Genomic DNA, 24469 nt, shown 5'->3' with positions numbered 1-24469 from the left:
ACACAGCGTTTAGATTGTGAACAATTCGAGAGCGGAGGTACTGCATGGCCCGCGCCGTGGATCGCGTCTACTCCCACATCCGAGACGGCATCATCGACGGCACGTATGGTCCCGGCGCGCGGCTGGGGGAGGTCGAGATAGCCGAGCTCACCGAGGCGAGCCGGACACCGGTCCGCGAGGCGCTGCGACAACTCGAGATGGAAGGTCTCGTCGAGGTGTTGCCCCATCGCGGCGCGCGGGTCTGCGCGTGGACCGCGGAGGATCTGGAGGAGATCTACGACCTGCGGATGACGCTCGAGGCGATGGCCGCCGAACGAGCGGCATCACGGATCGCCGGCAAGGACATCGATCGACTCGAGGAGCTCTCCGGCCTGATGGAGGACGCCGCGTCGGGTCCCCGGCCGCAGCTCGATCTGGTGGCGCAACTCAACGACGAGTTCCACGCGATCGTTCGTGCGGCGGCGGCCAGCAGTCGGCTCACCACGATGCTGGGCGCGGTGATCCAGCTCCCGTTGGTGCTGCGCACATTTCATCGATATTCGCCAGCGGACCTCGAACGCAGCGGCGCACACCATCGTGATCTGATCGCCGCGCTGCGGGCCGGTGACGCGGTGTGGGCCGACTCGGTGATGCGGTCCCACGTGCGTGCTGCCAAGCATGTTCTCCTGCAGTCGCTTCCGGATGGACCCGGGCCAGCGGCCGCGGATCACGTCGACGACGACGAGAGAGGCAGATGACATGACGACAACCGGGCCGTTGGCCGACCTGCGGGTGGTGGAGATGGGCCAGCTGCTGGCCGGGCCGTTCTGCGGGCAGCTGCTCGCGGACTTCGGTGCCGAGGTGATCAAGCTGGAGCCGCCCGGCAATGGGGATCCGATGCGCCAGTGGGGGAGGGAGAAGGCCCACGGAAAGTCACTGTGGTGGCCGGTCGTCGCCCGCAACAAGAAGTCGGTCACCTGCAATCTGCGCAGCGCCGAGGGGCAGGAGCTCGCGCGGTCGCTGATCGCACAATCCGACATCGTGATCGAGAACTTCCGGCCCGGCACCCTCGAGCGGTGGGGGCTGGGCTTCGCCGAACTCCGCGAGCTCAATCCGCGACTCATCATGGCGCGGGTCAGCGGTTACGGACAAACCGGGCCGTATGCGTCGCGGGCCGGCTTCGGCTCTATCGGCGAGGCGATGGGCGGGATCCGCTACGTGACAGGCGATGCCGACAGCACCCCCTCGCGTGCGGGGATATCCCTCGGTGACTCGCTCGCTGCGGTGTTCGCGACGATCGGAATCCTGGTCGCGGTGCACAACCGCACCACCACCGGACGCGGTCAACTCGTGGACTCCGCGATCTACGAGGCCGTTCTGGCGATGATGGAATCTCTGTTACCGGAATGGGAGGTCGGCGGATATCAGCGCGAGCGCACCGGGTCGGTACTGCCGAACATCGCGCCGAGCAACGTCTATCCGACCAAAGGAGGTGAGATGGTGCTGGTGGCGGCCAACCAGGACACCGTGTTCGCCCGTCTCGCAGCGGCGATGGGACGCTCGGATCTGATCGATGATCCGCGGTATGCCGACCACGCCTCCCGCGGTGTCAACATGGCCGAACTGGACGAGCTCGTCGCGGACTGGACCGCCGACCTCGGCACCGATGAGGTGCTCGACATCCTGCACGAGGCCGGTGTTCCGGCGGGCCGGATCTACACCGCCCGTGACATGTTCGACGACCCGCACTTCGCCGCCCGAGATGCGATCGTCGGGTGGCCCACCCCGATTTCGGTGAGCTGCCGATGGCTGGGGTGTTCCCGAAACTCGGCGACACCCCGGGGTCGGTCCGGCACGCCGGACCCGAACTGGGCGAGCACAACTCCGACATCTACGGCCGGGTCCTCGGCCTGTCCGATGACGAGCGAATGGCGTTCGCCGAGCGCGGCGTCATCTGAAAACCACCCCTGCACAACCGAACACCTGGAGAATCACATGCGCTATCGATTGGGCGTCGACGTCGGAGGAACCTTCACCGACGTGCTGTTGCTCGAGGAGACCTCCGGCACCACCTACCGGGCCAAGACTCCGTCCACCCCGGCCGACCAGTCGATCGGCGTGCTCAACGGCATCCGCAAGGTGTGTGCCGAGGCTGGTATCGCCCTCGCCGACGTCGGGCAGATCTTCCACGGCACCACCGTTGCCACCAACGCGATCCTGCAGGGACGGGGCGCGCGAGTCGGGCTGGTCACCACCGACGGGTTCCGGCAGGTGCTGCAGATCGCGCGGTCGTTCGTCCCGGGCGGCCTCGCCGGGTGGATCATCTGGCCGAAACCCGAGCCGCTGGCACGACTGGAGCACACGGTGGAGGTGGTGGGGAGAATCGGTGCCGACGGCGCGGAGGTGACCCCGCTGGACGAGCACCAGGCGCGCGATCAACTGCGCAGCCTCTCCGGTGCGGGTATCGAGGCGCTGACTGTCTCACTCATCAACTCCTACGTCGACGACACGCACGAGAAGCAGGTCGCGCAGTGGGCGGGCGAAGAGCTCCCCGGTATCCCGGTGTCCATTTCGAGTCATGTGCTACCCGAGATGCGCGAGTACGAGCGCACCCTCACTACGGTGGCCAACAGCTATGTGCAGCCGGAGGTCTCCAGATACGTCAACAATCTCGCACGGTCTCTCGCCGACGAGGGGATCAATGCGCCACTGTCGATCCTGCGGAGCGACGGGGGCCTGGTGCAGGCGGAGAAGGCGGCCGAGGATCCCGTATCGCTGTTGCTGTCCGGACCGGCCGGGGGCGTCACCGGCGCGGCATGGTTTGCCGAGCAGGCCGGCTACACGGACTTCCTCACCTTCGACATGGGCGGAACCTCCACCGACGTCGCCCTCGTGCTCGGCGGTGAACCACGGATCGGTCGGGAGACCAAGGTGGGGGACCTCGCCGTGCGCGCCACCAGCGTCGACGTCCGAACCGTCGGTGCGGGTGGCGGTTCGATCGCCCACGTGCCCGAACTGACACGCGCACTGCGCGTGGGCCCGCAGTCGGCCGGAGCCGATCCCGGCCCGGCCGCCTACGGCAACGGCGGCACCGAACCCACCGTCACCGACGCCAATGTGGTGTTGGGCTACCTGCCCAGCGAACTCGCCGGCGGTGAGGTCGAACTCGACACGGCTGCCAGTCGAGCCGCCGTGGCGTCCATCGCGGATGCGATGGGACTCGACGGCCCGGAGGCTGCGGCTGCCGGCATCGTGGACATCGTCAACGAGAACATGTTCGGCGCGCTGCGGTTGGTGAGCGTTCAACAGGTACGACCCGAGGGATTTCGCACTCGTCTCATTCGGCGGTGCCGGGCCGCTGCACGCCAATGCGCTCGGCCGGCTCACCGGATCGTGGCCGGTGATCGTGCCGCCGTCGCCGGGCGTACTCTGCGCCTACGGCGATGCCACCACTTGCGTCCGGGACGAGAGCGCACGAACCCTCATCCGCGCATTCTCCGAGACCTCCGATGATGAGGTGCGTCAGGCGCTTTCGGAGCTGGCCGACTCGGCCGCCAAACGGCTCGCGGCCGAGGGGGTCCCGCGCGAGCAGCAGACCGTGCGTTTCCAGGTCGACCTCCGCTACCACGGTCAGGGCTTCGAGATCCCGGTCGATCTCGACGCCGACGCACTGACCGGCGGCGATGTCCTGTCCCGTCTTGGGGAGGCCTTCGACGCCGAACACCAGCGACTGTTCTCGTTCCTGCTCAAGAACGAGCGGGAGGTGATCAATCTGCGCGTCACGGTGAGCGGTCCGCGGCCCGACGTGGCCTGGCAGCCGCTCACCGAAGGCGACGCCGATCCGTCGGCGGCGCTCATCCGCACCGGCAAGGTGTGGATGGATGGCGCGATGGTGAGTGCGGGCATCTACGACCGGGCAAAACTGTCTGCCGGCAACGTGATCGAGGGTCCGGCGGTGATCACCGAGATGGACTCCACCACGCTCGTGCTCAGTGGGCACGCGGCCACCGTGCATCCCAACGCCAGCCTGCTCATCCGGCCGTCCGGCGGCGCCACGGCCTGACCCGGCCAGCTCCGCCCGAACGACCTCCCGGACCCACCAGAGCATTTCGACCTCTCACCCCCAGGAGCCACGATGGCCACCATCATCGAGACAACCACCGACCCCGTCACCAAGGTGCCGGTTGACCCGGTCACCCTCGACATCATCGAGAACGCGCTGCGCAACGCCCGCTACGAGATGGATGAGGTCCTGTTCCGCACCGCGCTGTCGCCGGGGATTCGCGAACAGCACGATGAGTTCCCGCTCATCGCCGACCCGAGCGGCAAGATGGTCGTCGGACAGTTCGGGCTGTCGGTGCCCGACTTCCTCGACAACTTCTCCGGCACCGTGGGCGAGGGGCGACATCCTGCTCACCTCCGACCCGTACGCCTGCGGGGCGGCGATCAGCCACGCGAATGACTGGCTGATCGTGCTGCCGATCTTCCACAGCGGACGCGTCGTCGGCTGGTCGTCGATGTTCGGGCACATGTCCGATGTCGGCGGGAATACACCGTGTTCGATGCCGGCCGATGCGCACACCATCTACGAAGAGGGCGTGGTGATCCCGCCGTTCAAGCTCTACCAATCCGGTGAGCTCAACGAGACGGCGCTCGACATCATCCTCAATCAGGTGCGGATGCCCGACTGGAACCGCGCCGACCTCAACGGCCTCGTCGCCGCGTGCACCACGGCTTCGCGCCGCATCGTCGAACTGTGCGACCGGTTCGGGGTGGAGGTGTACCTCTCGGCGCTCGACGCGCTGCTCGACCGCAACTATCAGGCGATGAAGGTGTTGCTGGCCACACTGTTCGACGACGGCGAGACCATCGAGTTCAGCGATTTCATCTGCGACGACGGGTGCGGCTACGGGCCGTACGAGCTCACCATCAAGCTCACCCGCACCGGCGAGAAGATCCATCTCGACTTCAGCGAGGCCGCCCCGCAGGCCGTCGGGCCGGTGAACTACTTCATCAACGAGAACCTGGTCCGGATGTTCTTCGGCATCTACGTGATCACCGTTGCCGACCCGCAGATTCTCTGGAACGACGGTTTCTATCCGCTCATCGACGTCACCATCCCGGAGGATTCGTTCTGGAAGCCGAGATACCCTGCGGCACTGAACGGTCGTAACCACGGGATCGGGCGGGTGTTCGACCTGTTCGGTGGCCTGCTCGGCAAGAAGAACCCGGAGATCCTGAACGCCGCCGGCTTCTCGTCGTCGCCGCATTTCATGTACTCGGGACATTACGACGGCGGACCGCGCGACGGCGAATGGTTCCAGCTGTACTCCATCGGATTCGGCGGCATTCCCGGCCGGCCCATGGGGGACGGCCCGGACGGCCATTCGCTGTGGCCGTCATTCGTCAACATCCCGTGTGAGTGCCTCGAGTCGTACTATCCGCTGCGCATCGAACGATGGGAGACGATCGCCGACACCGGCGGTGCGGGTCTGCATCGCGGTGGCAACGGCGTCGACGTCGCCTACCGCTTCGGCGAGCCGGGCACGATCGCGATCCACGACGACCGGTGGCTGACCTATCCGTGGGGCGTCAACGGTGGGAAACCGGGTGCGCGGGGCCGCAAGTGGATTCAGCGCGCCACCGGTGAGGTGGAGATCCTGCCGAGTAAGATCCACGACGTCCCGGTGGCGCGCGGCGATGTCCTGCACTTCGTGACCTGGGGCGGTGGCGGGTGGGGCGATCCGCTCGAACGCGATCCGGAGCTCGTCGCCCTTGAGGTCCGCCGCCGGCTGGTGGGTGCGGACGCCGCGGCCGACGCCTACGGCGTGGTGTGCGACGCCGACGGAACCGTCGACGTGGCCGCCACCGGCGCACGCCGCGAAGCGATCCGCGCCGAGCGCGGCGAACTGCCCGTATTCGACAAGGGGCCGTCGATCCCCGAGCTGCTCGAACGGTGCGAGGAGGAGACGGGGTTGCCGGCACCACGCCCACCTGTGAACGTGCGCAAGGCGGTCGGGGCGTGACCGATACCCTCGGGGACTACCGGGCGTCGGGGTTCGCCGGGCGGTTGGGTCCCGGGGCGCGGGCCGCGGTGGTGGTGATCGATCTGACGATGGCCTATCTCGACGATTCATCACCGCTGCGGGCTCCCGTCGAGGACGCCGTGACCGCCGCCACCACGCTGGTGTCGGTGGCACGGGAGGTTGCGGTACCGGTGATCTTCACCCGTGTCAGCTATCGGCCGGGCGGTGCGGATGGTGGTCTGTTCATGCGGAAGATTCCGTCGCTCAACGTGTTCGAGGAGGGATCACCGCTGGCCGACCACGTTCCGGGGTGTCGCCCGGAGCCAGACGACGTAGTGGTCACCAAGCAGTACGCAAGTGCCTTCTTCGGGACGTCGTTGGCGTCCACGCTGACCGCGCAGGGCATCGACACCGTTTACCTGTGTGGGCTGTCGACCAGCGGCTGTGTACGAGCGACCGCCACCGACGCCATGCAGCACGGGTTCCGACCGTTGGTGGTGGCCGATGCGTGCGGCGACCGCGAACCCCGGCTGCACGAGGCGAATCTGCTGGACCTGCAGGCCAAATACGCCGATGTGATCGACCTCGAGGAGGCGGTGTCGCAGCTGCGGGCGACCGGGGCAGCCTGACCGACGGGGAATGTCAGACTTGCCCGGCAGGCATGTCGGCGAGTTCCGCGGGCAGATCGTCGGCGTGCACCACCACGAGTCGCTGCGTCGCGCGGGTCAGCGCGACGTACAGATCGGACAGGCCCAACGGTGAGTCGGCGACGACGGCGCTCGGCTCGACCAGCACGACGTTGTCGAACTCGAGACCCTTGCACGCGGCAACGGTGAGCACTCGTGGTGGGTGCCCGGAGTCGTCGGCCGCCGCATCGGCGACGGCTCGGACCTGCTCGTGCAGCTCCGACGGAACGATCACGACGCTGAGACCCGTGAGATCGGGTCGTCCGGTGGCGGCAACGGCGGTTGGCGCGCGATCAGCAGCTTCGGTACGAATCGCGACCGGCTCCACACCGTTGCTGCGCAAAGACGTCGGCGGGGTCATCTGCGGATCGATCGCGGCAAGGACCCGGGTCGCGTAGGTCATGATCTCCGCGGGCGTCCGATAGTTCACGGTGAGCTCCCGCAGTTGCCACCGTGCGGCCACATAGGGGCTGAGCACCTCGCCCCACTCGCGGGTGCCCGCGAGGTCGCCGGTCTGGGCGGTGTCGCCGATAATCGTCATCCATCGGTTCGGGATGCGCCGCATCACCATTCGCCACGCCATCGTCGAGAGTTCTTGTGCCTCATCGACGATCACATGTCCGAAGGCCCAGTTACGGTCACCGTGCGCGCGTTCGGCCGTGGTCAGGCGTTGGGTGTCGGTCTGCCGGGCGGCGAGCTGTTCGGCGTCGATGAGGTCGTAGGCCATCAGGATCTCCGGATCCAGTTCGTCCTCGAGATCCTGCGGGGCCGATCCGGTGAGGATGTCGAGCGCATCCTGGGCATCGGCGAGCTGTCGGCGCCAGCGTTCGCGTTCCGCGCGCTCGGCGTCATCGGTGCCGAACCCGATCAGTTCGGCCAACTCGTCGAGCAACGGCACATCGGCAGGGGAGAAGTCGCTGCCATCATCCTGTCGGAACGTGGTGTCGCGCTGTAGTGCTGCCCGGTCCGCGTCCGACCATCCCGGGCTGGCTTTCCGGACTGCGGCGGGATCGCCGTACAGGTCGCGCAGCATCTCCTGCGGGTGCAGCGTGGGCCAGAACTGCAGCAAGGCCCGTCGGATCTCCGGATCCTGACTCATCTCGGTCCGGATGTCGGCGATATCGGCACCACTGAGCAACTGTGAGCCGTCCAGCAGACTAGAACCGATCGTGCCGGCGTGCGCGCGGGCCAGACCGTCCAGTGCGGCACGAAGGAATGTCGGCTGCGCAAGGTTGTGCGCCTTGCGCGTGCTGCGGGCCTTGGCGCGTGCTTCCTTGACGAGGGCGGAGTCGATCATCACCTCATAGGTGTCGAAATCCACCGGGACCGGCTTGGCGGGCAACGACTCACGCGCCCGCACCGCACGTTTGAGCATGTCGACCATTCGCAGGTCGCCCTTGATCGCCGCCGCTTGGCGGTCGTCGCGCGCGGTGGCGTGGACGCCGGGGAACAGGTCGCCGACGGTCGACAGGAGCACCCCGGACTCGCCGAGCGACGGCAACACCTGGCCGATGTAGGTGAGGAAGTCGTCGTTGGGTCCGATGATGAGGATGCCGCTGCGCGACAAGATGTCTCGGTGGGTGTAGAGCAGGTAGGCGGCACGGTGCAGGGCCACCGCGGTTTTTCCGGTCCCCGGGCCACCTTGGATGACGGTGACGCCGCGATGTGTCGACCGGATGATCAGGTCCTGCTCGCGCTGGATCGTTTCCACGATGTCGGTCATCTCGCCGGTGCGTGCGGCGTTCAACGCCGCGACCAGCGCGTTCTCATTTACCACGTCGCCATGTCCCACGTCGTCGGCGGAGGCCTCACCCAGGGTGAGGAATTCGTCGTTGACCGCGCGGACACGACGGTTACGGGTCCGGATGTGCCTGCGCCGGTCGACGTCCTCAGGTGCGGCCGGGGTGGCGAGATAGAACGGCCGTGACAGCGGCGCGCGCCAGTCGAGCAGCAGTGTGGTGTCGGCGGCGTCGTCGTCGAGGACACCGATGCGGCCGATGCGGCGGGTCTCGCCGTCGTCCAGGTCGAGGCGCCCAAAATACAGGTTATGTTCGGCCGCATCGAATTTGGCGAGGTCGTCGGTGTACATCCGTTCGTAGGACTCGCGTTCCGAGCGGGCCTGGGGGGTTCCGCCGCTCTCGCGCAGTGTCGACGAGAGTCGTCGCTGGGTATTCGAGCGCATTCGGTCGAGCCGCGCATACACCTGGTCGAGGTGTTCCTGTTCCTCGGTGATGCGGGTGTCGACGTCGGTCTCTGTCGAACTCACCGCGGTGCTGGTCCTGTCTCGGGGTCGTGGATGGGGAGTCCGGCCGGTCGCGACAGGCCGGCCGATCGCATGGACGCCGATACCCGTGCCCCCACACGAGGGTCGGCCAGGCGATGGCACGCCTCCGCTGTCGGACCGTGTAACGCGTTGTCGCAGATGCGGGAGCCGAGCCAGTCGACGATCTCGCGCTGGGCACCGAGAGGCACAGGTTCGGCATCGGGATCGGCGAGCACGCCGTGCAGCGACACATACACCGAGAACGTCGCGCCGATGCCGCTCGGATGGTCGATGCCCGGATGATCGCCGACGGCCAGCTCGACGCGACGGTAATTCGGCTCGGTGTGATCGAGCATCGACACCTCGGCCGGGGTGAGCCAGGCGCCCACGCTGTGCAGCACGGCGCCCGGCGAGTGATAGGGCGCCGCCGGGATGTAGCCCCGCGCCGAGACGTGCGCGGAATGACCGACAGCGACGTGCGACACCGTCACCCGGGCCATCGGCGGGCCGGGGTCACCGGTGGCGATGCGGGCGAGTTTGGTCCGCATCACCTCCGGTGACGCGTTGGATCCCACCGCCACGACGAGGTCGCGGCCCTCGATGTCACGGGGCCGGGTGAGTAGGTCGCCGTCCATATCGGGTGCCGCCCACGGATACTCGTGGGCGGGCAGCCGAGGTGACGAACCCCGGCCCGAGTGGGCGGGATCAGATGACGGAGCTATGAGCGGGCCTCTCGCAACCGGCGCCGACCCTCGTCGGCGCCCTTGGACGCCTTGTCGCGCGCGGTATCGGCGAGCGAGCTGACCTCGTCGGCCCACTCCGGAGCCCGGTCCCGGACTACGCCGGCAGCCTTGTCGGAGCGTCGCTGAGCTTCCGCGATCGCCTTGTCGGCTCGCTTCTGCGCGGTCTTGGTGGCCTTGTCGGCACGCTTTTGCGCAGTCTTGGCCGCCTTGTCGACGCGTTTCTGCGCAGTCTTGGTGGCCTTGTCGGACTTCTTCTGTGCTGCCTTGGCGGCCTTGCCGGCCTTCTCCGACTGCTTATGCGCCGCCTCGATGAATTCGGTCGAATGCTTTTGTGCGGCCTCGGCGAGCTCGGGGGCGCGCTGACGGATCAGTTCGGCCGCCTCGACGGACCGCTCGCGGGCGGCCTCGGCAAGTTCGGGTGCCCGGCTGCGGATGAGGTCAGCTGCCTCTGTGGACCGTTCGCGTGCCAGCTCGGCGAACTCCGGTGCCCGCTGGCGAATCACGTCGGCCGCTTCGGCCGAGCGCTCACCGATGACATGCGCACCCTCCTGGGAGCGTTCCACCAAGGAGTCCCAGCCGGATTCCGATGCGGCTGCGGTCAGCGGCAAGGCGGCCGCGATCGCATGGCTGGCGTCGGATGCCTTGCGCTTTCCACGCCAGGCCAACGAAGGTTTGCCTTCGGTGTCGACAGCGGCGATCAGCAGGCCGCCGACGAGGCTGACGTTCTTGAAGAACTGGGTCTTCTGTCGCGCCCTGGCCTCGGGATCGGTCTCCTCCCAGAACGCGTGGCCGGCGATCGTGGTGGGAACCGTCGACCCGGCGAGCGCCAATGCCGCGATCCGCGGAAACTTGCCGGTGGCCAACAGGATTCCGCCACCCACTTGTACCGCACCGTTGATCCGGACCAGCGTCTCCGGGTCGGTTGGCACCTTCTCGGTCACATCGTCGGGCAGGGTCTCGACGGACTTGTCGATGAAACCGCGTGCCGTCTCGGCCTTCGCGGTCGGGCTCCGCAGGGCGTCGATGCCGGAGGCAACGAACGCAGTGGCGAGCATGGGTCGGGCAATTCGGCGGATCAACACTGACGGCCTCCTCGTGACATGACTCGGATGCTCACCCCCATGGCTTGAGTGGCGAACCTTATCGAGGTTACCGGTCACCGGCAGCGTCTGCAGGTGCCCTGTTCGGAGGTCCGGTCAGGGTCTGCCCCGGGGTCACCAGCCGCGTTCGCGCCACTCGGCGAGGGCCGGTCGTTCGGCGCCCAGCGTGGTGTCGGTGCCATGGCCCGGGTACACGACGGTGGAATCCGGGTAGCGGTCGAACACCTTCGCGCTGACGTCGGCGAGGAGCGTCTCGAAGTCGCCGGGCTGCCAGGTCTTGCCGACGCCACCCGGGAACAGGCAGTCGCCGGTGAACAGATGCACCACGTCGCCGTCGCGGAGGGCCAGCGCGATGGATCCGGGAGTGTGTCCCACCAGATGGATGGCCTCCAGGGTGAGGTCACCCACCGAGATGGTGTCGCCGTCGTCGATCAACCGATCCGGCGTCACCGGCAGGGGGTCGGCGTCGAGCCGGCCGGTGGCGGTCGGGACATCGAGTCGGGCGGCCACCTCCGCGAGTGCCTGCCAGTGGTCGGGGTGCTGGTGGGTGGTGAAGATGAGTTCGGGTGTTCCGGGCAGCCCATCGACAACCGCCAGAATCCGGTCCGCGTCGTTGGCGGCGTCGATGACGAGCTGTTTCCCGGTCGCGGAACAGGTGATGATGTACACGTTGTTGTCCATCGGGCCGACCGACATCTTGACGATCGACGCAGAGGAGAGGTTCCTGCGCTGCGGGGATGGCGATTCGGACAGGTCGCCGCTGTAGCTGTCGCTGATCGAAACATCCTGAGGGCTCATGAGGCCAGGCTATGCCACCGGTGCGGCGCCGTGGTCGGTGTGCCCGACGGTTCTGCCCCGATCAGCGGTCATGCCACGCGCGTATCGTGGAGCAGTGGTCGACGGCACGACGTAGTTGTCGGAGTCCGTCGATAAGGTACGCGCGGAGCGGTCCAACCAGCAGGCCGACCGCCTCCACCCAGCTCACCTGCCAGCACTTCCGGCATGCCGGACAGCAACGAACGAGGACTTATCCAGTGGTTGACCGTCTCATTGTCCGCGGCGCCCGAGAACACAATCTGCGTGGGATCGATGTCGACCTCCCGCGCGACAGTCTCATCGTGTTCACCGGGTTGTCGGGGTCGGGGAAGTCGTCGTTGGCCTTCGACACCATCTTCGCCGAGGGCCAACGTCGCTACGTCGAATCGTTGTCGGCGTACGCCCGGCAGTTCCTCGGCCAGATGGACAAGCCGGATGTCGATTTCATCGAGGGGCTGTCGCCGGCGGTGTCGATCGACCAGAAGTCGACCAACCGCAACCCGCGGTCCACCGTCGGCACCATTACCGAGGTCTACGACTACCTGCGGCTTCTCTACGCCCGTGCCGGCCGTGCGCACTGCCCGGAATGCGGCGAGCTGATCGCCAAGCAGACGCCGCAGCAGATCGTCGACCAGGTGCTCGAGATGGAGGCCGGTGTCCGGTTCCAGGTGCTCGCGCCGGTGGTGCGCACCCGCAAGGGTGAGTTCGTCGATCTGTTCGCCGAACTGCAAACCCAGGGTTTCTCCCGCGCCCGCATCGACGGCGTCGTCCACCAGCTGACCGATCCGCCGAAGTTGAAGAAGCAGGAAAAGCACGACATAGAGGTTGTCGTGGATCGATTGGCCGTCAAACCGACGGCCAAGCAGCGTCTCACCGATTCGATCGAGACCGCGCTGCGGCTGGCCGACGGCATCGTGGTGCTGGACTTCGTAGACCTCGAGGAAGATGACCCGCACCGCGAACGACGCTTCTCCGAGCGCATGGCATGCCCCAACGGTCACCCGATCGCGATCGACGACCTCGAACCGCGGTCGTTCTCGTTCAACTCGCCCTACGGTGCGTGCCCGGAATGCGACGGCCTCGGCATCCGCAAGGAAGTCGACGAGGAACTCGTCGTCCCGGACCCTGAGCTGTCGCTGGCCGACGGCGCCATCGCGCCGTGGTCGACTGGTCACAACGCCGACTACTTCCTGCGACTCATGGGCGGCCTGGCCGATCAGATGGGCTTCTCGGTGGACACTCCGTGGAAGAAACTGCCGGCCAAGGCGCGTACCGCCATCCTCAAGGGCAGCGACCATCAGGTGCACGTCAAGTTCCGCAACCGCTACGGCCGAACCCGCTCGTACTACACCGAGTTCGAAGGTGTGCTCTCGTTTCTCGCGCGGCGGATGGATCAGACCGAGTCCGAGCAGATGAAGGAACGCTACGAGGGCTACATGCGCGACATCCCCTGTCCCGCGTGTCAGGGCGCACGCCTGCGGCCCGAGATCCTGTCGGTGACCCTCGACCATCCCAGCTACGGCGCGATGTCCATCGCCGAGGTGTGCGCACTGTCGGTGGCCGAATGCGCCGACTACCTCAACGGCCTGAAACTCGACGAACGGCAGGCGGCCATCGCCGGGCGGGTGCTCAAAGAGGTACAGGCGCGAATCACCTTCCTGCTCGACGTCGGTCTCGAATACCTGTCGCTGTCGCGTGCGGCGGGTTCGTTGTCCGGCGGCGAGGCGCAGCGCATCCGACTGGCGACCCAGATCGGTTCCGGTCTGGCCGGGGTTCTCTACGTCCTGGACGAACCGTCCATCGGTCTGCATCAGCGCGACAACCGTCGCCTCATCGAAACCCTCACGCGCCTGCGTGATCTCGGCAACACGCTGATCGTCGTCGAGCACGATGAGGACACCATCCGCTCGGCCGACTGGATTGTCGACATAGGCCCACGCGCCGGTGAACACGGCGGTGAGGTGGTGCACAGTGGAAGCTACAAAGATCTGTTGAAGAATCGTCGTTCGCTGACCGGTGCCTACCTGTCGGGCCGCGACGAGTTGCCGATCCCGGCGATCCGCCGTCCGATCTCACGCAAGAAGCAACTGACCGTGGTGGGTGCGCGCGAACACAACCTGCAGGGTATCGAGGTCGGGTTCCCGCTCGGTGTGCTCACCGCCGTCACCGGGGTGTCCGGGTCGGGTAAGTCGACGCTGGTCAACGACATCCTCGCGACTGTGCTGGCCAACAAGCTCAACGGCGCACGACAGGTGCCCGGTCGGCACACCCGGGTCAAGGGACTCGACCAACTCGACAAGCTCGTCCGGGTCGACCAGTCACCGATCGGGCGCACGCCGCGGTCCAACCCGGCGACCTACACCGGAGTCTTCGACAAGATCCGCACGTTGTTCGCCGCAACCACCGAGGCCAAGGTGCGCGGGTACCAGCCGGGCCGATTCTCGTTCAACGTGAAGGGCGGTCGCTGCGAAGCGTGCACCGGCGAGGGCACCATCAAGATCGAGATGAACTTCCTGCCCGACGTCTACGTCCCGTGCGAGGTGTGCCACGGTGCGCGCTACAACCGCGAGACCCTCGAGGTGCACTACAAGGGCAAGACCATCTCCGAGGTCCTCGACATGCCGATCGAGGAGGCCGCCGAGTTCTTCGAACCGGTCACGTCGATCCACCGGTATTTGAAGACGCTGGTCGACGTCGGCCTGGGCTACGTCCGGCTGGGTCAACCTGCCCCGACGCTGTCGGGTGGTGAGGCGCAACGCGTGAAGCTGGCGTCCGAGTTGCAGAAGCGGACCAACGGTCGGGCCGTCTACATCCTCGATGAGCCGACCACCGGTCTGCACTTCGAGGACATCAAGAAGCTGCTCGCGGTGATCAACGGTCTCGTCGACAAGGGCAACACGGTGATCGTCATCGAGCACAACCTCGACGTCATCAAGACCGCCGACTGGATCATCGATATGGGTCCTGAGGGCGGTACTGGGGGCGGCACCGTGGTAGCCGAAGGCACCCCCGAGGACATCGCACTCGAGCCCGCCAGCCACACCGGAAAGTTCCTCGCCGACATCCTCGACGTCGACGAGACGGTCGCCTCCGCCGGCTAACCCCGAGTTCGTAGTACGAACCGTCGATATTTCACACGTTCGTACTACGGATCCGGGGAGGCTTATGCCGCGGTCGCCTGCTTGACGGCGGCCCGGATCTGGGCGAGGACCCACAGCGGGCGCGTGGTGATGTCGTGCCACGTGAACCGGAGCACGGTCCAGCCGTTGGCAATGAGGTTGTTCTGTCTTTCCCGGTCGTGTTGGAACGCGTCGGCATCGCTGTGGAAGGCGAAGCCGTCGATCTCGATGTCGATCTTGTGGTCGGGGATCGCGATGTCGAGCACGTACCCACACGCGGGATGGTTCTGCGTCCATCCGACGATGTCCGACGACTCGAGCAGGGCCACTGTCTTGCGTTCGCCCTCCGAGCGCGCACCGGACGACATGGCGGCCAACATCGCACGCGAACGCGGCGAGCCTCGTCGTCCCGCGTTGCGCTTCTGCGCCTCAATGAGCGCAGACAGTGTTGTGTGCTGATTGAGCAGCGCGTTGTCCATCACCCGCACGCCGATGTCGACGGCGGCGTCGAGCACAGTCAGCGGCACCTGCGTCACAGGCAGGCCGTCGATGGCGGTCAGATCTGCGGCGTGCAGCGTGCGGTGCCAAACGCGGGCGCCCGGCACCGGCCGACCGCGTCGGCCGTGCGGCGTGATCACCGTGATCGTCGACCGTGGGTGGGGGATCAGGCCGTGCCACCACGCAGCGCTTCCGCTGCAGAGCGCCGCGCCCGGTCCCGCGGAGAGAACCGCGATTCGGGCACGCATGCGGTCGTCGAGCAGCCGGTCCGCGACGCGATAGACCGAGCGGGTCACGCGAATCCACTCACCGGAAGCGACACGACGTCGGGCACCGTCGGCGCTGACGCCGCAGGCAGTCGCCTGGGTGAGGCTGAACACCCCGTCGTGATCGGCGATCATCCTGCGCAACGCTGCCAAATCCGTCATGCGGATTGGACGCACCGGCGCCACTGACGGTTCCACCTCAGTTCTCGTAGTCCGAACTGTACGAAAAACGCCGGTTCGTACTACGAAACCGGGGGCTGGGGGCTACTTGCCCATGGACTTGCGGATCTCGTCGAGCTTGCGTTTGGCGGCCTCGTCGCGCGTGCGCATCATCTCGTCGACTTGCCGGCCCTCGGGGCTGGCATGGGCCAGTTCCTCGCTGCCGATAGCGGTGGAGATGCGGTTCTCGATCTTGTCGCGGACGAAGTCGAAGGTGGGCACGCCCGACTAGGGGTCGGTGACCGGTGGGACGGACTCGGACGTCGCCGGGGGAGCCGATGCCGGGTCGGCGACGACCTCACCCTCGATGACGTCCGGGTTCGGGTCCTTCGGTGTGTGGCTGGTCACCCCTCCAGCCTACGTCGCGCCTCCGGGTGAGCGACGTCGGTCGCGCACCGGACCGGTGTACTTCTCTCCCGGACCCTCGCCCGGCTCGTCCGGATAGGCGCTCGCGTCGCGGAACGCCAACTGCAGTTGCTTGAGGCCGTCGCGGATGGGCGCGGCATGAACCCCGAGGTCGGCCTTCGACGCATCGACGAGCCCGGCCAGGGCGGTGATCAGTTTGCGTGCTTCGTCGAGGTCCACGCTGTCGGGGTCGGCACCCTCCGCCAGACCGAGCTTCTCCGCGGACGCGCTCATCAACATCACGATCGCGCGCGTGATGACCTCGATGGACGGAATATCGGCCAGATCGCGCACGTTATCCATGTCGGTCTGCTCCGGACCGAGTGCCCCGTCGCTCCCTCCCGGATCGCCCTCACCGGGCATCTGCGCAGGTGACGAATAGGATTTCTCGGTCATGGCTGCTAGACTCCCACAGTACGACCGCCCCGGTTCGCGCCGGGGTCGCAAGTGGAGTTCCGCTCCCACCGTCACGACGCGGCCAGTCCGCAGTTGTACGGTCCGGTTCACGCCGATGGTCGCGAAGCCGCTGAGCTGCGCGAACGCGTCGGTTCGACGTGTGCGTCGGCGAACCGGTCGGTATCGGAGCCCTGCGGATGCGATCAGCGTCCCGGGGCTCTTCTGCTGAGAGCGATCCTCCTGCCACCGGAGTCACGACTCCTGGCGGTCACCAGAGAAGAACTGATCAAGGAGGCCCCATCAGCACTGAGACCCGCATCAACGAGCGCATCCGCGTCCCTGAGGTCCGACTCGTCGGACCCAACTCGGAGCAGGTGGGCATCGTGCGTGTTGAAGATGCGCTTCGCCTGGCCTACGAGGCCGATCTCGACTTGGTCGAGGTCGCGCCGGACGCACGGCCACCCGTGTGCAAGATCATGGACTACGGCAAGTTCAAGTACGAAGCCGCCCAGAAGCAGCGCGAGTCGCGTCGCAACCAGCAGATGACCGTCATCAAGGAGCAGAAGCTCCGCCCGAAGATCGACGACCACGATTACGAGACCAAGAAGGGTCACGTCGTCAGGTTCCTCGAGGCCGGATCCAAGGTGAAGGTGACCATCATGTTCCGCGGTCGCGAGCAGTCGCGCCCCGAACTGGGCTACCGACTTCTGCAACGCCTGGGCAACGACGTCGCCGACTACGGCTTCATCGAGACCTCGGCCAAGCAGGACGGCCGCAACATGACCATGGTGCTGGCACCGCACAAGGGTGCGAAGACGCGACAGAAGGCCCAGCAGGGTCGCGACCGCGGTCCCAAGCCTGCGGCCGCCGCCCAGGACGAGAAGACCAGCCAGTAGCCGATCGGATGGCCCAGCGCCGTCCGGTCGCTCAGACACTGACCGCAGCGTGCGAGACACACCCGTGGCGACCACGGGTGGTTTCGTTCGCCCGAATGAAGGAAGAACATGCCGAAGAGTAAGACCCACAAGGGTACCGCCAAGCGTTTCAAGGTGACCGGCAGCGGCAAGGTCGTTCGCCAGAAGGCCAATCGTCGCCACTTGTTGGAGCACAAGTCCTCGCGGCGCACCCGCCGCCTCGACGGCATCGCCGTCGTGAGCGACAGCGACGCCCCGCGCATCAAGCGACTGCTGAACAAGTGACCCGACGGGGGGATCCCCCGGCGACGGTCGACACCAACATCTGACGAACAAAGGATTGACACATGGCACGCGTGAAACGGGCGGTGAACGCCCAGAAGAAGCGTCGTTCGACCCTGGAGGCATCCAAGGGTTACCGCGGACAGCGTTCGCGTCTGTACCGCAAGGCGAAGGAGCAGCAGCTCCACTCGATGACCTACGCCTACCGGGACCGTCGTGCCCGCAAGGGTGAGTTCCGCAAGCTGTGGATCTCGCGTATCAACGCCGCGGCCCGCGCCAACGACCTCACCTACAACCGGCTGATCCAGGGCCTCAAGGCCGCCGGTGTCGAGGTGGATCGCAAGGTTCTCGCCGACATCGCCGTCACCGATCCCGAGGCATTCACCGGTCTCGTCGAGGTCGCCCGCAAGGCGCTGCCCTCCGACGTGAACGCACCGGCTGCCTGATCGCGACAGCCACACCCGCACACGACCCGTGATGGAAGTTCTCTCCGAACGTTCCACACGGGTCGTGTCGTATGCGAAGCTCCATCGCACCTCGGTTCGTCGGGCCGAGGGCCGGTTTCTGGTGGAGGGACCAAATTCCGTCGGTGCCGCGCTGGCGACCGGACGCGCCGAACGAGTACTCGTCGGCGAGGGCGATATCGAGCGCCACGCGCCTTTGATCGATGAGGCCCGATCCGCCGGCGTGGTGATCGAGATGCTGTCCGACCGCGCGGTAAACAAGCTCTCCGAATCCACCACGCCACCGGGGATCTTCGCGGTCTGCACGTTGCTGGACCGGACCCTGTCGGCGGTGCTCGACGCGCAGCCGGCGCTGCTCGCGGTCGCCATCGAACCACGCGAGCCCGGCAACGCAGGAACATTGATCCGCTGCGCCGACGCCATGGGTGCGGACGCGATGATCCTGCTCGGCGACGCGGTCGATCCACACAACGCCAAATGCGTGCGGGCCTCGGCGGGCAGTGTCTTCCACCTCCCGGTCGTACGCCACCGCGACGTGGCCGACGGTCTGGCCGGAATCCGGTCCGCTGGCATCACCACCCTGGCGACGGCCGCCGACGGTGAACTATCCCTCGACGACGCCGACGACATCCTCTCCGGACCGACCGCATGGTTGTTCGGCAACGAGGCCCACGGATTGCCCGACGATGTCGCAGCCGCTGCCGACCATCGTGTCGCCATCCCCATCCGCGGTCGAGCCGAGAGCCTGAACCTGGCGTCGGCAGCCGCGATCTGTCTGTACGCGAGCGCCCGACAGCATCACCTCGCGTGATCCCCGCGTCCCGCCACCTCACACAGCGGCGGGTGTTTGCGCGGCCGATCTGAGTAGTTGTGCTCAGGTCCGGCAGCTCATGACAGGCCACGCTGGCACCATGACCAGCACCGACACTGCGCGCCGTCGTGGGCGTCTGCCCTCCGCATCTGATCTCGACGCACTGACCGGTGACCGAGACCGGGTGATCGACCTGATCCGGTTGACGTCGCTCGTCGTCGTCATCGCAGGTCATTCGGTGATGTTGACGGTCACCGTCGACGCCGGGGGCCTCACGCTCGGCAATCTGCTCGCCGACTTCCCGATGCTGCAGGCCGCCACCTGGTTGTTGCAGGTCCTGCCGTTGTTCTTCTTCGCAGGCGCGGCAGCTGCCACCTACGGACTCTCCGCAGGACCCATGCCCGCCGCCGGCCACTGGCTGTTCACCCGGGCCCAACGGTTGCTCCGGCCGGTGTTCTGGTATCTGCTCGCGGTGCTCGCCACGAGCATGACGACGTCCGCGGTCGGCGCCGACGCCGCCGCCGATGTGGTCGCCCGTCTCGGTGTGCAATTGCTCTGGTTCCTCGGTGCGTACCTCCTTGTGCTCGCCATCGTCCCGCTGCTGCAACGCATCTGCGTACCGGTGCATGTTGTGGTCGCACTCGCGACGGCGTGGGGGATCACCGCAGTGGTCGACGTGCTCAGACTCGCCGTGGGTTGGCCGACAGTCGGCTATCTGTCGTTTCTGACGGTGTGGTCGATTCCCGCGATCCTCGGTGTCGCGTACGCCAAAGGGTTGGTGTCACCACGGCAGGCCGCTGCCGGTGCACTCGGGTTACTCATCGTCGACATCGCACTGGTCTCCGTTGGTCCGTACGAGAAGTCGCTGGTGACCGTGCCGGGGCAACAGGTGTCGAACATGAACCCGCCCAGTCTGTTGCTCGCCGGTCACGCGATCGTGTTGTGTGGCGCCGCGATCGCCGTGCGCCGCCCGTTGGCGAGGCTGGCCTCGAGGGCTCGCATCTGGTGGTGGGTGGTGTCGGGCAACCGGGGTGCGATGACCCTGTACCTCTGGCACCTGCCGATGCTTGCGCTGCTCATCGTCGCCGGGCAGTCGATCGGACTCAGCCGTGACCCCGCGCAGGGTGCTGCCCTGTTCGGAGTGGTCGTCGGCACCCAGACGGTGCTGCTGCTGGGTGCCATGGTTCCGGCGGTCGCTGCCTTGTCCGTGTTCGAGAACCGCTTGTTGCCCTGGTGGGATGGGCCGGTTGCGACCGGCGCCGCCCGGTCGCGTGACCTCATGGTGTCGGGTGCTCTCGTCGTCACCGGTGGCGCGACGTTGATGACTGCGCGCAACGGTCTCGTCGACGACGGGCTCGTGTGGGCTGCAGTCGCGGTTACCGGCGCTCTACTCGCGAGAGCGATGGCCGGTCGGCGTTGAAGCGGGCCGCCGGCGAGGAACCTGCGCCGCGGCACCACCAGCGGCTCGTCTACTGTTGTAGCCGCACCTAGACGCCCGTTTTCGATCCCGAGGAGACCGCCGACCGTGGCCAGCTCTGCCGACGACGCCCCAGAGATCCGGTTCCCCGAACCGCAGGAACTCGACGCCGCAGCGGCGGCCGCCGTCGCGGCATTCGACGCCGCCGGAGATCTCGACGAACTCGCGCGGGCCAAGACCGCGCACCTCGGCGATCGGTCTCCCGTCGCGCTGGCGCGGCGGGCGCTCGGCAGCCTTCCAAAGGACCAGCGTTCCTCAGCGGGCAAACTGGTCAACGAGGTCCGCGGTCGCGTCAGTGCCGCGCTCGATCTGCGCACCACATCGTTGCAGGCCGAACGCGATGCCGCCGTTCTGGTCGCCGAGGCCGTCGACGTCACCCTGCCCAGTGCGCGGCGCCGCGTCGGCGCGCGCCATCCCATCACGGTGATCGCCGAACAGGTCGCCGACGTCTTCGTGGGGATGGGCTGGGAAATCGCCGAAGGGCCCGAGGTCGAGACCGAGCACCACAACTTCGACGCACTCAACTTCCTGCCCGACCATCCCGCCCGCTCTATGCAGGACACGTTCTACATCGCACCCGAAGGATCGCGCCAGGTCCTGCGCACGCACACCTCGCCGGTGCAGGTGCGTTCGATGCTCAGTCGCGACCTGCCTATCTACGTGGCCTGCCCGGGCCGAACCTTCCGCACCGACGAACTCGACGCCACGCACACCCCCGTGTTCCATCAGATCGAGGGACTGGCCGTCGACAAGGGGCTGACCCTGGCGAATCTGCGCGGCACCCTCGAGGTGTTCGCCCGCGCACTGTTCGGTCCGGAGACCACCACGCGGATGCGGGCGAGTTACTTCCCGTTCACCGAGCCCTCGGCAGAGGTCGACGTGTGGTTCCCCGGTAAGAAGGGTGGACCCGGCTGGGTCGAGTGGGGCGGTTGCGGCATGGTCAATCCGAATGTGCTGCGGGCCAGCGGAATCGACCCCGACGTCTACTCCGGTTTCGCCTTCGGCATGGGGCTCGAGCGGACCCTGCAGTTCCGCAACGACATCTCCGACATGCGCGACATGGTCGAAGGTGACATTCGCTTCACCGTCCCCTTCGGCCCGGCAGTCTGACCGACGCCACCGCCCGGAAATCCGTCCCACGAGACCCGATCGATGAAAGAAGTTGGTTGACGTGCGTGCCCCACAGTCCTGGTACACCGAGGTCCTCCGGCAGGGCGATCCCCAGTGGTCGGCGACCGCCGACGAGATCGACCAGGCCTTTGTCCGGGTCGGATTCGAGATCGAGGACATCGACGCATTCCCGACGATCACCGGCTCGCTGGTGATCGGTCGGGTGGAGACCATCGAGGAACTCACCGAGTTCAAGAAGCCGATCCGGTTCTGCACGGTGGCGGTCGGGGAGGACGAACCCCGTGGCATCGTCTGCGGCGCACGCAATTTCGCTGAAGGTGATCTCATCGTCGCGGCGCTGCCGGGTGTAGTGTTGCCCGGTCCTTTCGAGATCGCCTCCCGCAAGACCTATGGGCGTATCTCCGATGGCATGATCTGCTCGGTCTCCGAGCTCGGGATCGGCAACGATCACAGCGGAATCCTGGTGTTGGCGCCGGGCACCGCCGAGCCGGGTGCGGATGCCCGTGAGGTGCTCGGCCTCGATGATGCGGCCATCGACGTCAACGTCACGCCCGACCGCGGATACGCATTCTCGGTCCGCGGCCTGGGTCGCGAACTCGCCGGCAGCTTCGAGGTGCCGTTCGTCGATCCTGCGCTCGCCGCTACCGCCTCGGACGCGACGGGTGACGCCTGGCCGGTCGCCATCGACGACGACTCGTCGGCCACCCGCTACACGGCGCGCGTCATCTCCGGTGTCGACGCGACGGCGGTGTCGCCGTGGTGGATGCAGAAGCGCTTGATGGTCGCCGGTATCCGCCCGATCTCCGCGATCGTGGACATTACCAACTACGTGATGATCGAGCTCGGCCAGCCGCTGCATGCGTTCGACGCCGACAAGCTGACCGGCACCATCACGGTGCGCTCGGCGCAACCGGGGGAGAAGCTCACCACACTCGACGGTGTCGATCGGGTACTCGACACCGAGGACGTGGTGATCGCCGACGAGAGCGGTCCGGTCGCGCTCGCCGGGGTCATGGGCGGCGGAGCCACCGAGGTCGGTGCCGCCACCACGACGGTCCTGCTGGAGTCGGCCACCTTCGATCCGGTCCGTGTCTTTCGCACCGGTAAACGCCACAAACTCACCTCGGAGGCGAGTAAGCGCTTCGAACGCACCGTCGACCCCGAGGTCACGGCGGCGGCGTCGGATCGCGCGGCACAGCTCATCGTCGACATCGCGGGCGGTTCGGTGACCTCGCCGTTGAGTGAGGCGCGGGCGGTTGTGCCGACACCGTCGGCGATCTCGATCCCCGCCGACGAACCCGACCGGACCGCGGGCCTGACCTATCCCGCCGGCACCACTGCGGCGCGGCTGCGGGAGGTGGGATGCGTGGTCGAGGGTGGCGAACGCCTCGAGGTGACCCCGCCGTCCTGGCGGCCGGATCTTCGCCAGCGTGCGGACCTCGTCGAGGAGGTCCTTCGGCTCGAAGGGCTCGAGGACATCCCGGCTGTGGTGCCGCGCGCACCGGCCGGCACCGGCTTGACCGCCCCGCAGCGTCGACGCCGCGCAGTCGGGCGCACGCTTGCGCTCGACGGTTTTGTCGAGGTCCTGCCTTATCCGTTCATGCCGGCCGGGGTGTTCGACGTCTGGGATCTGCCGGCCGACGACGATCGCCGGCGTACCGTCACGGTGCTCAACCCGCTGGAATCCGAACGCCCCGAACTGAACACCACACTGTTGCCGGGGCTGCTGGAAATGGCGGCACGCAACATCGCGCGCGGCCAGCGCGATCTCTCGCTGTACACGATCGGGCAGGTGGTTTTCGCCGGCGACAATGTCGAGCCGGTTGGCGCTCTTGATGTCTCGCAACGACCCGCCGAATCCGATATCGCGGCTCTCGACGCGTCGCTACCGCATCAGCCCTTACATGTAGCGGTCGCCCTCACCGGACTGCGCGATCCCGCCGGCCCATGGGGCCCCGGGCGAGTGGCCGACCATGTCGACGCCTTCGAGGCCGCCCGCACGATTGCGCGCGCAGCCGGGGTCGAGGTACAGCTGACCTCGGCCGAGCGTCGTCCATGGCATCCGGGTCGGTGTGCACGGATCAGCGTTGACGGCACAACCGTAGGATTTGCCGGTGAACTGCATCCGGCGGTGCTGGAACGTGCGGGCCTACCCAGGCGGTTGTGCGCGGTGGAGATCGATCTCGATGCGGTGCCCATCGTCGAACAGCTGCCCGCCCCGCAGGTGTCACCATTCCCGGCCGTCCTGCAGGACGTGGCGGTGGTGGTCGACGACACCGTTGCCGCCGCCGACGTACAGGCCGCGTTGCGCGACGGCGCCGGAGAGCTGCTCGAGGCGATCGACTTGTTCGACGTGTTCACGGGCGAACAGGTGGGTACGGGCAGCAAATCGCTCACGTTTGCGCTGCGTTTCCGCGCCGCCGACCGCACGCTGACCGAAGACGAGGCCAACGAGGCGAAACTCGCCGCCGTCGCCCATGCAGGTGCACAGGTCGGCGCGCGTATGCGCTGACGCAGACCTGCCCATCTGCTCGTGACGTGATCGTGACTGGAGTGGGCTGCCCCTTTTTGCTGGTGGTGTGACTGTGAGTGAAGTGGGCTGGCCTTTTGCTGGTGGTGTGATCGTGAGTGGAGTGGGTTGCCCCTTTTTGCTGGTGGTGTGACTGTGAGTGGAGTGGGCTGGCCTTTTGCTGGTGGTGTGATCGTGAGTGGAGTGGGCTGGCCTTTTGCTGGTGGTGTGATCGTGAGTGGAGTGGTCTGCCCCTTTTTGCTGGTGGTGCGGCTGTGAGTGGAGTGGTCTGCCCCTTTTTGCTGGTCGAGTAGCCGCGCGAGCGAAGCGAGCCGGCGTATCGAGACCCCGCCGCTGAATTGATT

The 24469-nt window shown here is 66.9% G+C and carries 17 protein-coding genes and 3 pseudogenes; 13 read left to right on the top strand and 7 right to left on the bottom strand.

Going from position 1 to position 24469, the window contains the following annotated elements; translation table 11 throughout:
* Nucleotides 1-44 precede the first annotated feature (44 nt).
* The 5 genes and pseudogenes from ACIGKQ_RS00160 to ACIGKQ_RS00140 all read left to right on the top strand — a co-directional run bounded on the left by ACIGKQ_RS00160 (nt 45) and on the right by ACIGKQ_RS00140 (nt 6634).
* Nucleotides 45-737, top strand: a complete 693-nt coding sequence (locus ACIGKQ_RS00160) for a GntR family transcriptional regulator (protein WP_396571887.1) — start codon at nt 45-47, stop codon at nt 735-737.
* A pseudogene (locus tag ACIGKQ_RS00155) lies at nt 658-3382 on the top strand (CoA transferase); the annotation flags it as partial. The gene ACIGKQ_RS00160 and the pseudogene ACIGKQ_RS00155, both read left to right, overlap by 80 nt.
* Before the next feature lie 114 nt (nt 3383-3496).
* Nucleotides 3497-4042: a hypothetical protein gene (locus ACIGKQ_RS00150; protein WP_396572168.1), complete on the top strand. Its 546-nt coding sequence runs from the start codon at nt 3497-3499 to the stop codon at nt 4040-4042.
* A 72-nt stretch (nt 4043-4114) separates the two neighbouring features.
* Nucleotides 4115-6005, top strand: a pseudogene (locus ACIGKQ_RS00145) (hydantoinase B/oxoprolinase family protein).
* Nucleotides 6002-6634, top strand: a complete 633-nt coding sequence (locus tag ACIGKQ_RS00140) for an isochorismatase family protein (protein ID WP_235723080.1) — start codon at nt 6002-6004, stop codon at nt 6632-6634. The pseudogene ACIGKQ_RS00145 and the gene ACIGKQ_RS00140 overlap by 4 nt, the downstream one beginning before the upstream one ends.
* Nucleotides 6635-6647: 13 nt before the next feature.
* Here ACIGKQ_RS00140 and ACIGKQ_RS00135 read toward each other — a convergent pair whose 3' ends face one another.
* From ACIGKQ_RS00135 to ACIGKQ_RS00120, 4 genes are all read right to left on the bottom strand, one after another.
* Nucleotides 6648-8957, bottom strand: a complete 2310-nt coding sequence (locus tag ACIGKQ_RS00135) for an ATP-binding domain-containing protein (protein WP_266061118.1) — start codon at nt 8955-8957, stop codon at nt 6648-6650.
* Entirely contained in the window at nt 8954-9589 is a 636-nt protein-coding gene (locus ACIGKQ_RS00130) for a hypothetical protein (protein ID WP_235723078.1), read from the bottom strand. Before ACIGKQ_RS00130 ends, ACIGKQ_RS00135 begins: the two co-directional genes overlap by 4 nt.
* 83 nt (nt 9590-9672) lie before the next feature.
* Nucleotides 9673-10779 (bottom strand): DoxX family protein, encoded by a 1107-nt coding sequence (locus ACIGKQ_RS00125; RefSeq protein ID WP_235723077.1) that lies wholly within the window; start codon nt 10777-10779, stop codon nt 9673-9675.
* A gap of 132 nt (nt 10780-10911) precedes the next feature.
* Entirely contained in the window at nt 10912-11595 is a 684-nt protein-coding gene (locus ACIGKQ_RS00120; RefSeq protein WP_235723076.1) for an MBL fold metallo-hydrolase, read from the bottom strand.
* Between the two features lie 236 nt (nt 11596-11831).
* Between ACIGKQ_RS00120 and uvrA the strand changes: the two genes are divergently transcribed.
* The gene (gene uvrA, locus ACIGKQ_RS00115) at nt 11832-14714 is read left to right on the top strand and encodes an excinuclease ABC subunit UvrA (RefSeq protein ID WP_235723075.1); all 2883 of its coding nucleotides are present in this window, start codon (nt 11832-11834) and stop codon (nt 14712-14714) included.
* Between the two features lie 62 nt (nt 14715-14776).
* Here uvrA and ACIGKQ_RS00110 read toward each other — a convergent pair whose 3' ends face one another.
* From ACIGKQ_RS00110 to ACIGKQ_RS00100, 3 genes and pseudogenes are all read right to left on the bottom strand, one after another.
* Nucleotides 14777-15658, bottom strand: coding sequence for a type IV toxin-antitoxin system AbiEi family antitoxin domain-containing protein (locus ACIGKQ_RS00110; protein ID WP_396571885.1), 882 nt, complete (start codon nt 15656-15658; stop codon nt 14777-14779).
* Between the two features lie 102 nt (nt 15659-15760).
* Nucleotides 15761-15943 (bottom strand): annotated as a pseudogene (locus tag ACIGKQ_RS00105) (PspA domain-containing protein); the annotation flags it as partial.
* A 129-nt stretch (nt 15944-16072) separates the two neighbouring features.
* On the bottom strand, nt 16073-16516 hold the full coding sequence (locus tag ACIGKQ_RS00100; RefSeq protein ID WP_287014992.1) for a DUF1844 domain-containing protein: 444 nt from the start codon (nt 16514-16516) through the stop codon (nt 16073-16075).
* A 299-nt stretch (nt 16517-16815) separates the two neighbouring features.
* Between ACIGKQ_RS00100 and infC the strand changes: the two genes are divergently transcribed.
* The 7 genes from infC (at nt 16816) to pheT (ending at nt 24107) form a co-directional block, all read left to right on the top strand.
* Nucleotides 16816-17412 (top strand): translation initiation factor IF-3, encoded by a 597-nt coding sequence (gene infC / locus ACIGKQ_RS00095; RefSeq protein ID WP_235723255.1) that lies wholly within the window; start codon nt 16816-16818, stop codon nt 17410-17412.
* 108 nt (nt 17413-17520) lie between these two features.
* A complete protein-coding gene (rpmI, locus tag ACIGKQ_RS00090) occupies nt 17521-17715 on the top strand; it encodes a 50S ribosomal protein L35 (protein WP_235723071.1) in 195 nt (64 codons plus the stop codon).
* A gap of 62 nt (nt 17716-17777) precedes the next feature.
* A complete protein-coding gene (gene rplT, locus ACIGKQ_RS00085) occupies nt 17778-18158 on the top strand; it encodes a 50S ribosomal protein L20 (RefSeq protein ID WP_396571882.1) in 381 nt (126 codons plus the stop codon).
* A 31-nt stretch (nt 18159-18189) separates the two neighbouring features.
* Nucleotides 18190-18987, top strand: a complete 798-nt coding sequence (locus tag ACIGKQ_RS00080; RefSeq protein ID WP_396571881.1) for a TrmH family RNA methyltransferase — start codon at nt 18190-18192, stop codon at nt 18985-18987.
* A gap of 100 nt (nt 18988-19087) precedes the next feature.
* Nucleotides 19088-20407: an acyltransferase gene (locus tag ACIGKQ_RS00075; RefSeq protein ID WP_287014990.1), complete on the top strand. Its 1320-nt coding sequence runs from the start codon at nt 19088-19090 to the stop codon at nt 20405-20407.
* A 105-nt stretch (nt 20408-20512) separates the two neighbouring features.
* Nucleotides 20513-21574, top strand: coding sequence for a phenylalanine--tRNA ligase subunit alpha (gene pheS / locus ACIGKQ_RS00070; RefSeq protein WP_235723067.1), 1062 nt, complete (start codon nt 20513-20515; stop codon nt 21572-21574).
* A gap of 61 nt (nt 21575-21635) precedes the next feature.
* Nucleotides 21636-24107 carry a phenylalanine--tRNA ligase subunit beta gene (pheT, locus tag ACIGKQ_RS00065; RefSeq protein ID WP_396571879.1) on the top strand — a complete coding sequence of 824 codons (2472 nt, stop codon included), beginning with the start codon at nt 21636-21638 and terminating at the stop codon, nt 24105-24107.
* The last annotated feature ends 362 nt before the right edge of the window (nt 24108-24469 follow it).

Source organism: Gordonia sp. NPDC062954 (assembly GCF_044543825.1).
In the GTDB taxonomy this organism is placed as follows: Bacteria; Actinomycetota; Actinomycetes; order Mycobacteriales; family Mycobacteriaceae; genus Gordonia; species Gordonia tangerina.
The sequence above is the reverse complement of the archived record's forward strand: the minus strand, read 5'-3'. Positions and strand labels throughout refer to the sequence as shown.

Coding starts and splice junctions, on each gene's coding strand:
- ACIGKQ_RS00160 (WP_396571887.1), top strand. CDS start 45: ATGGCCCGCGCCGTGGATCGCGTCTACTCCCACATCCGAGACGGCATC.
- ACIGKQ_RS00130 (WP_235723078.1), bottom strand. CDS start 9,589: ATGGACGGCGACCTACTCACCCGGCCCCGTGACATCGAGGGCCGCGAC.
- ACIGKQ_RS00120 (WP_235723076.1), bottom strand. CDS start 11,595: ATGAGCCCTCAGGATGTTTCGATCAGCGACAGCTACAGCGGCGACCTG.
- ACIGKQ_RS00110 (WP_396571885.1), bottom strand. CDS start 15,658: ATGACGGATTTGGCAGCGTTGCGCAGGATGATCGCCGATCACGACGGG.
- ACIGKQ_RS00100 (WP_287014992.1), bottom strand. CDS start 16,516: ATGACCGAGAAATCCTATTCGTCACCTGCGCAGATGCCCGGTGAGGGC.
- rpmI (WP_235723071.1), top strand. CDS start 17,521: ATGCCGAAGAGTAAGACCCACAAGGGTACCGCCAAGCGTTTCAAGGTG.
- rplT (WP_396571882.1), top strand. CDS start 17,778: ATGGCACGCGTGAAACGGGCGGTGAACGCCCAGAAGAAGCGTCGTTCG.
- ACIGKQ_RS00080 (WP_396571881.1), top strand. CDS start 18,190: ATGGAAGTTCTCTCCGAACGTTCCACACGGGTCGTGTCGTATGCGAAG.
- ACIGKQ_RS00075 (WP_287014990.1), top strand. CDS start 19,088: ATGACCAGCACCGACACTGCGCGCCGTCGTGGGCGTCTGCCCTCCGCA.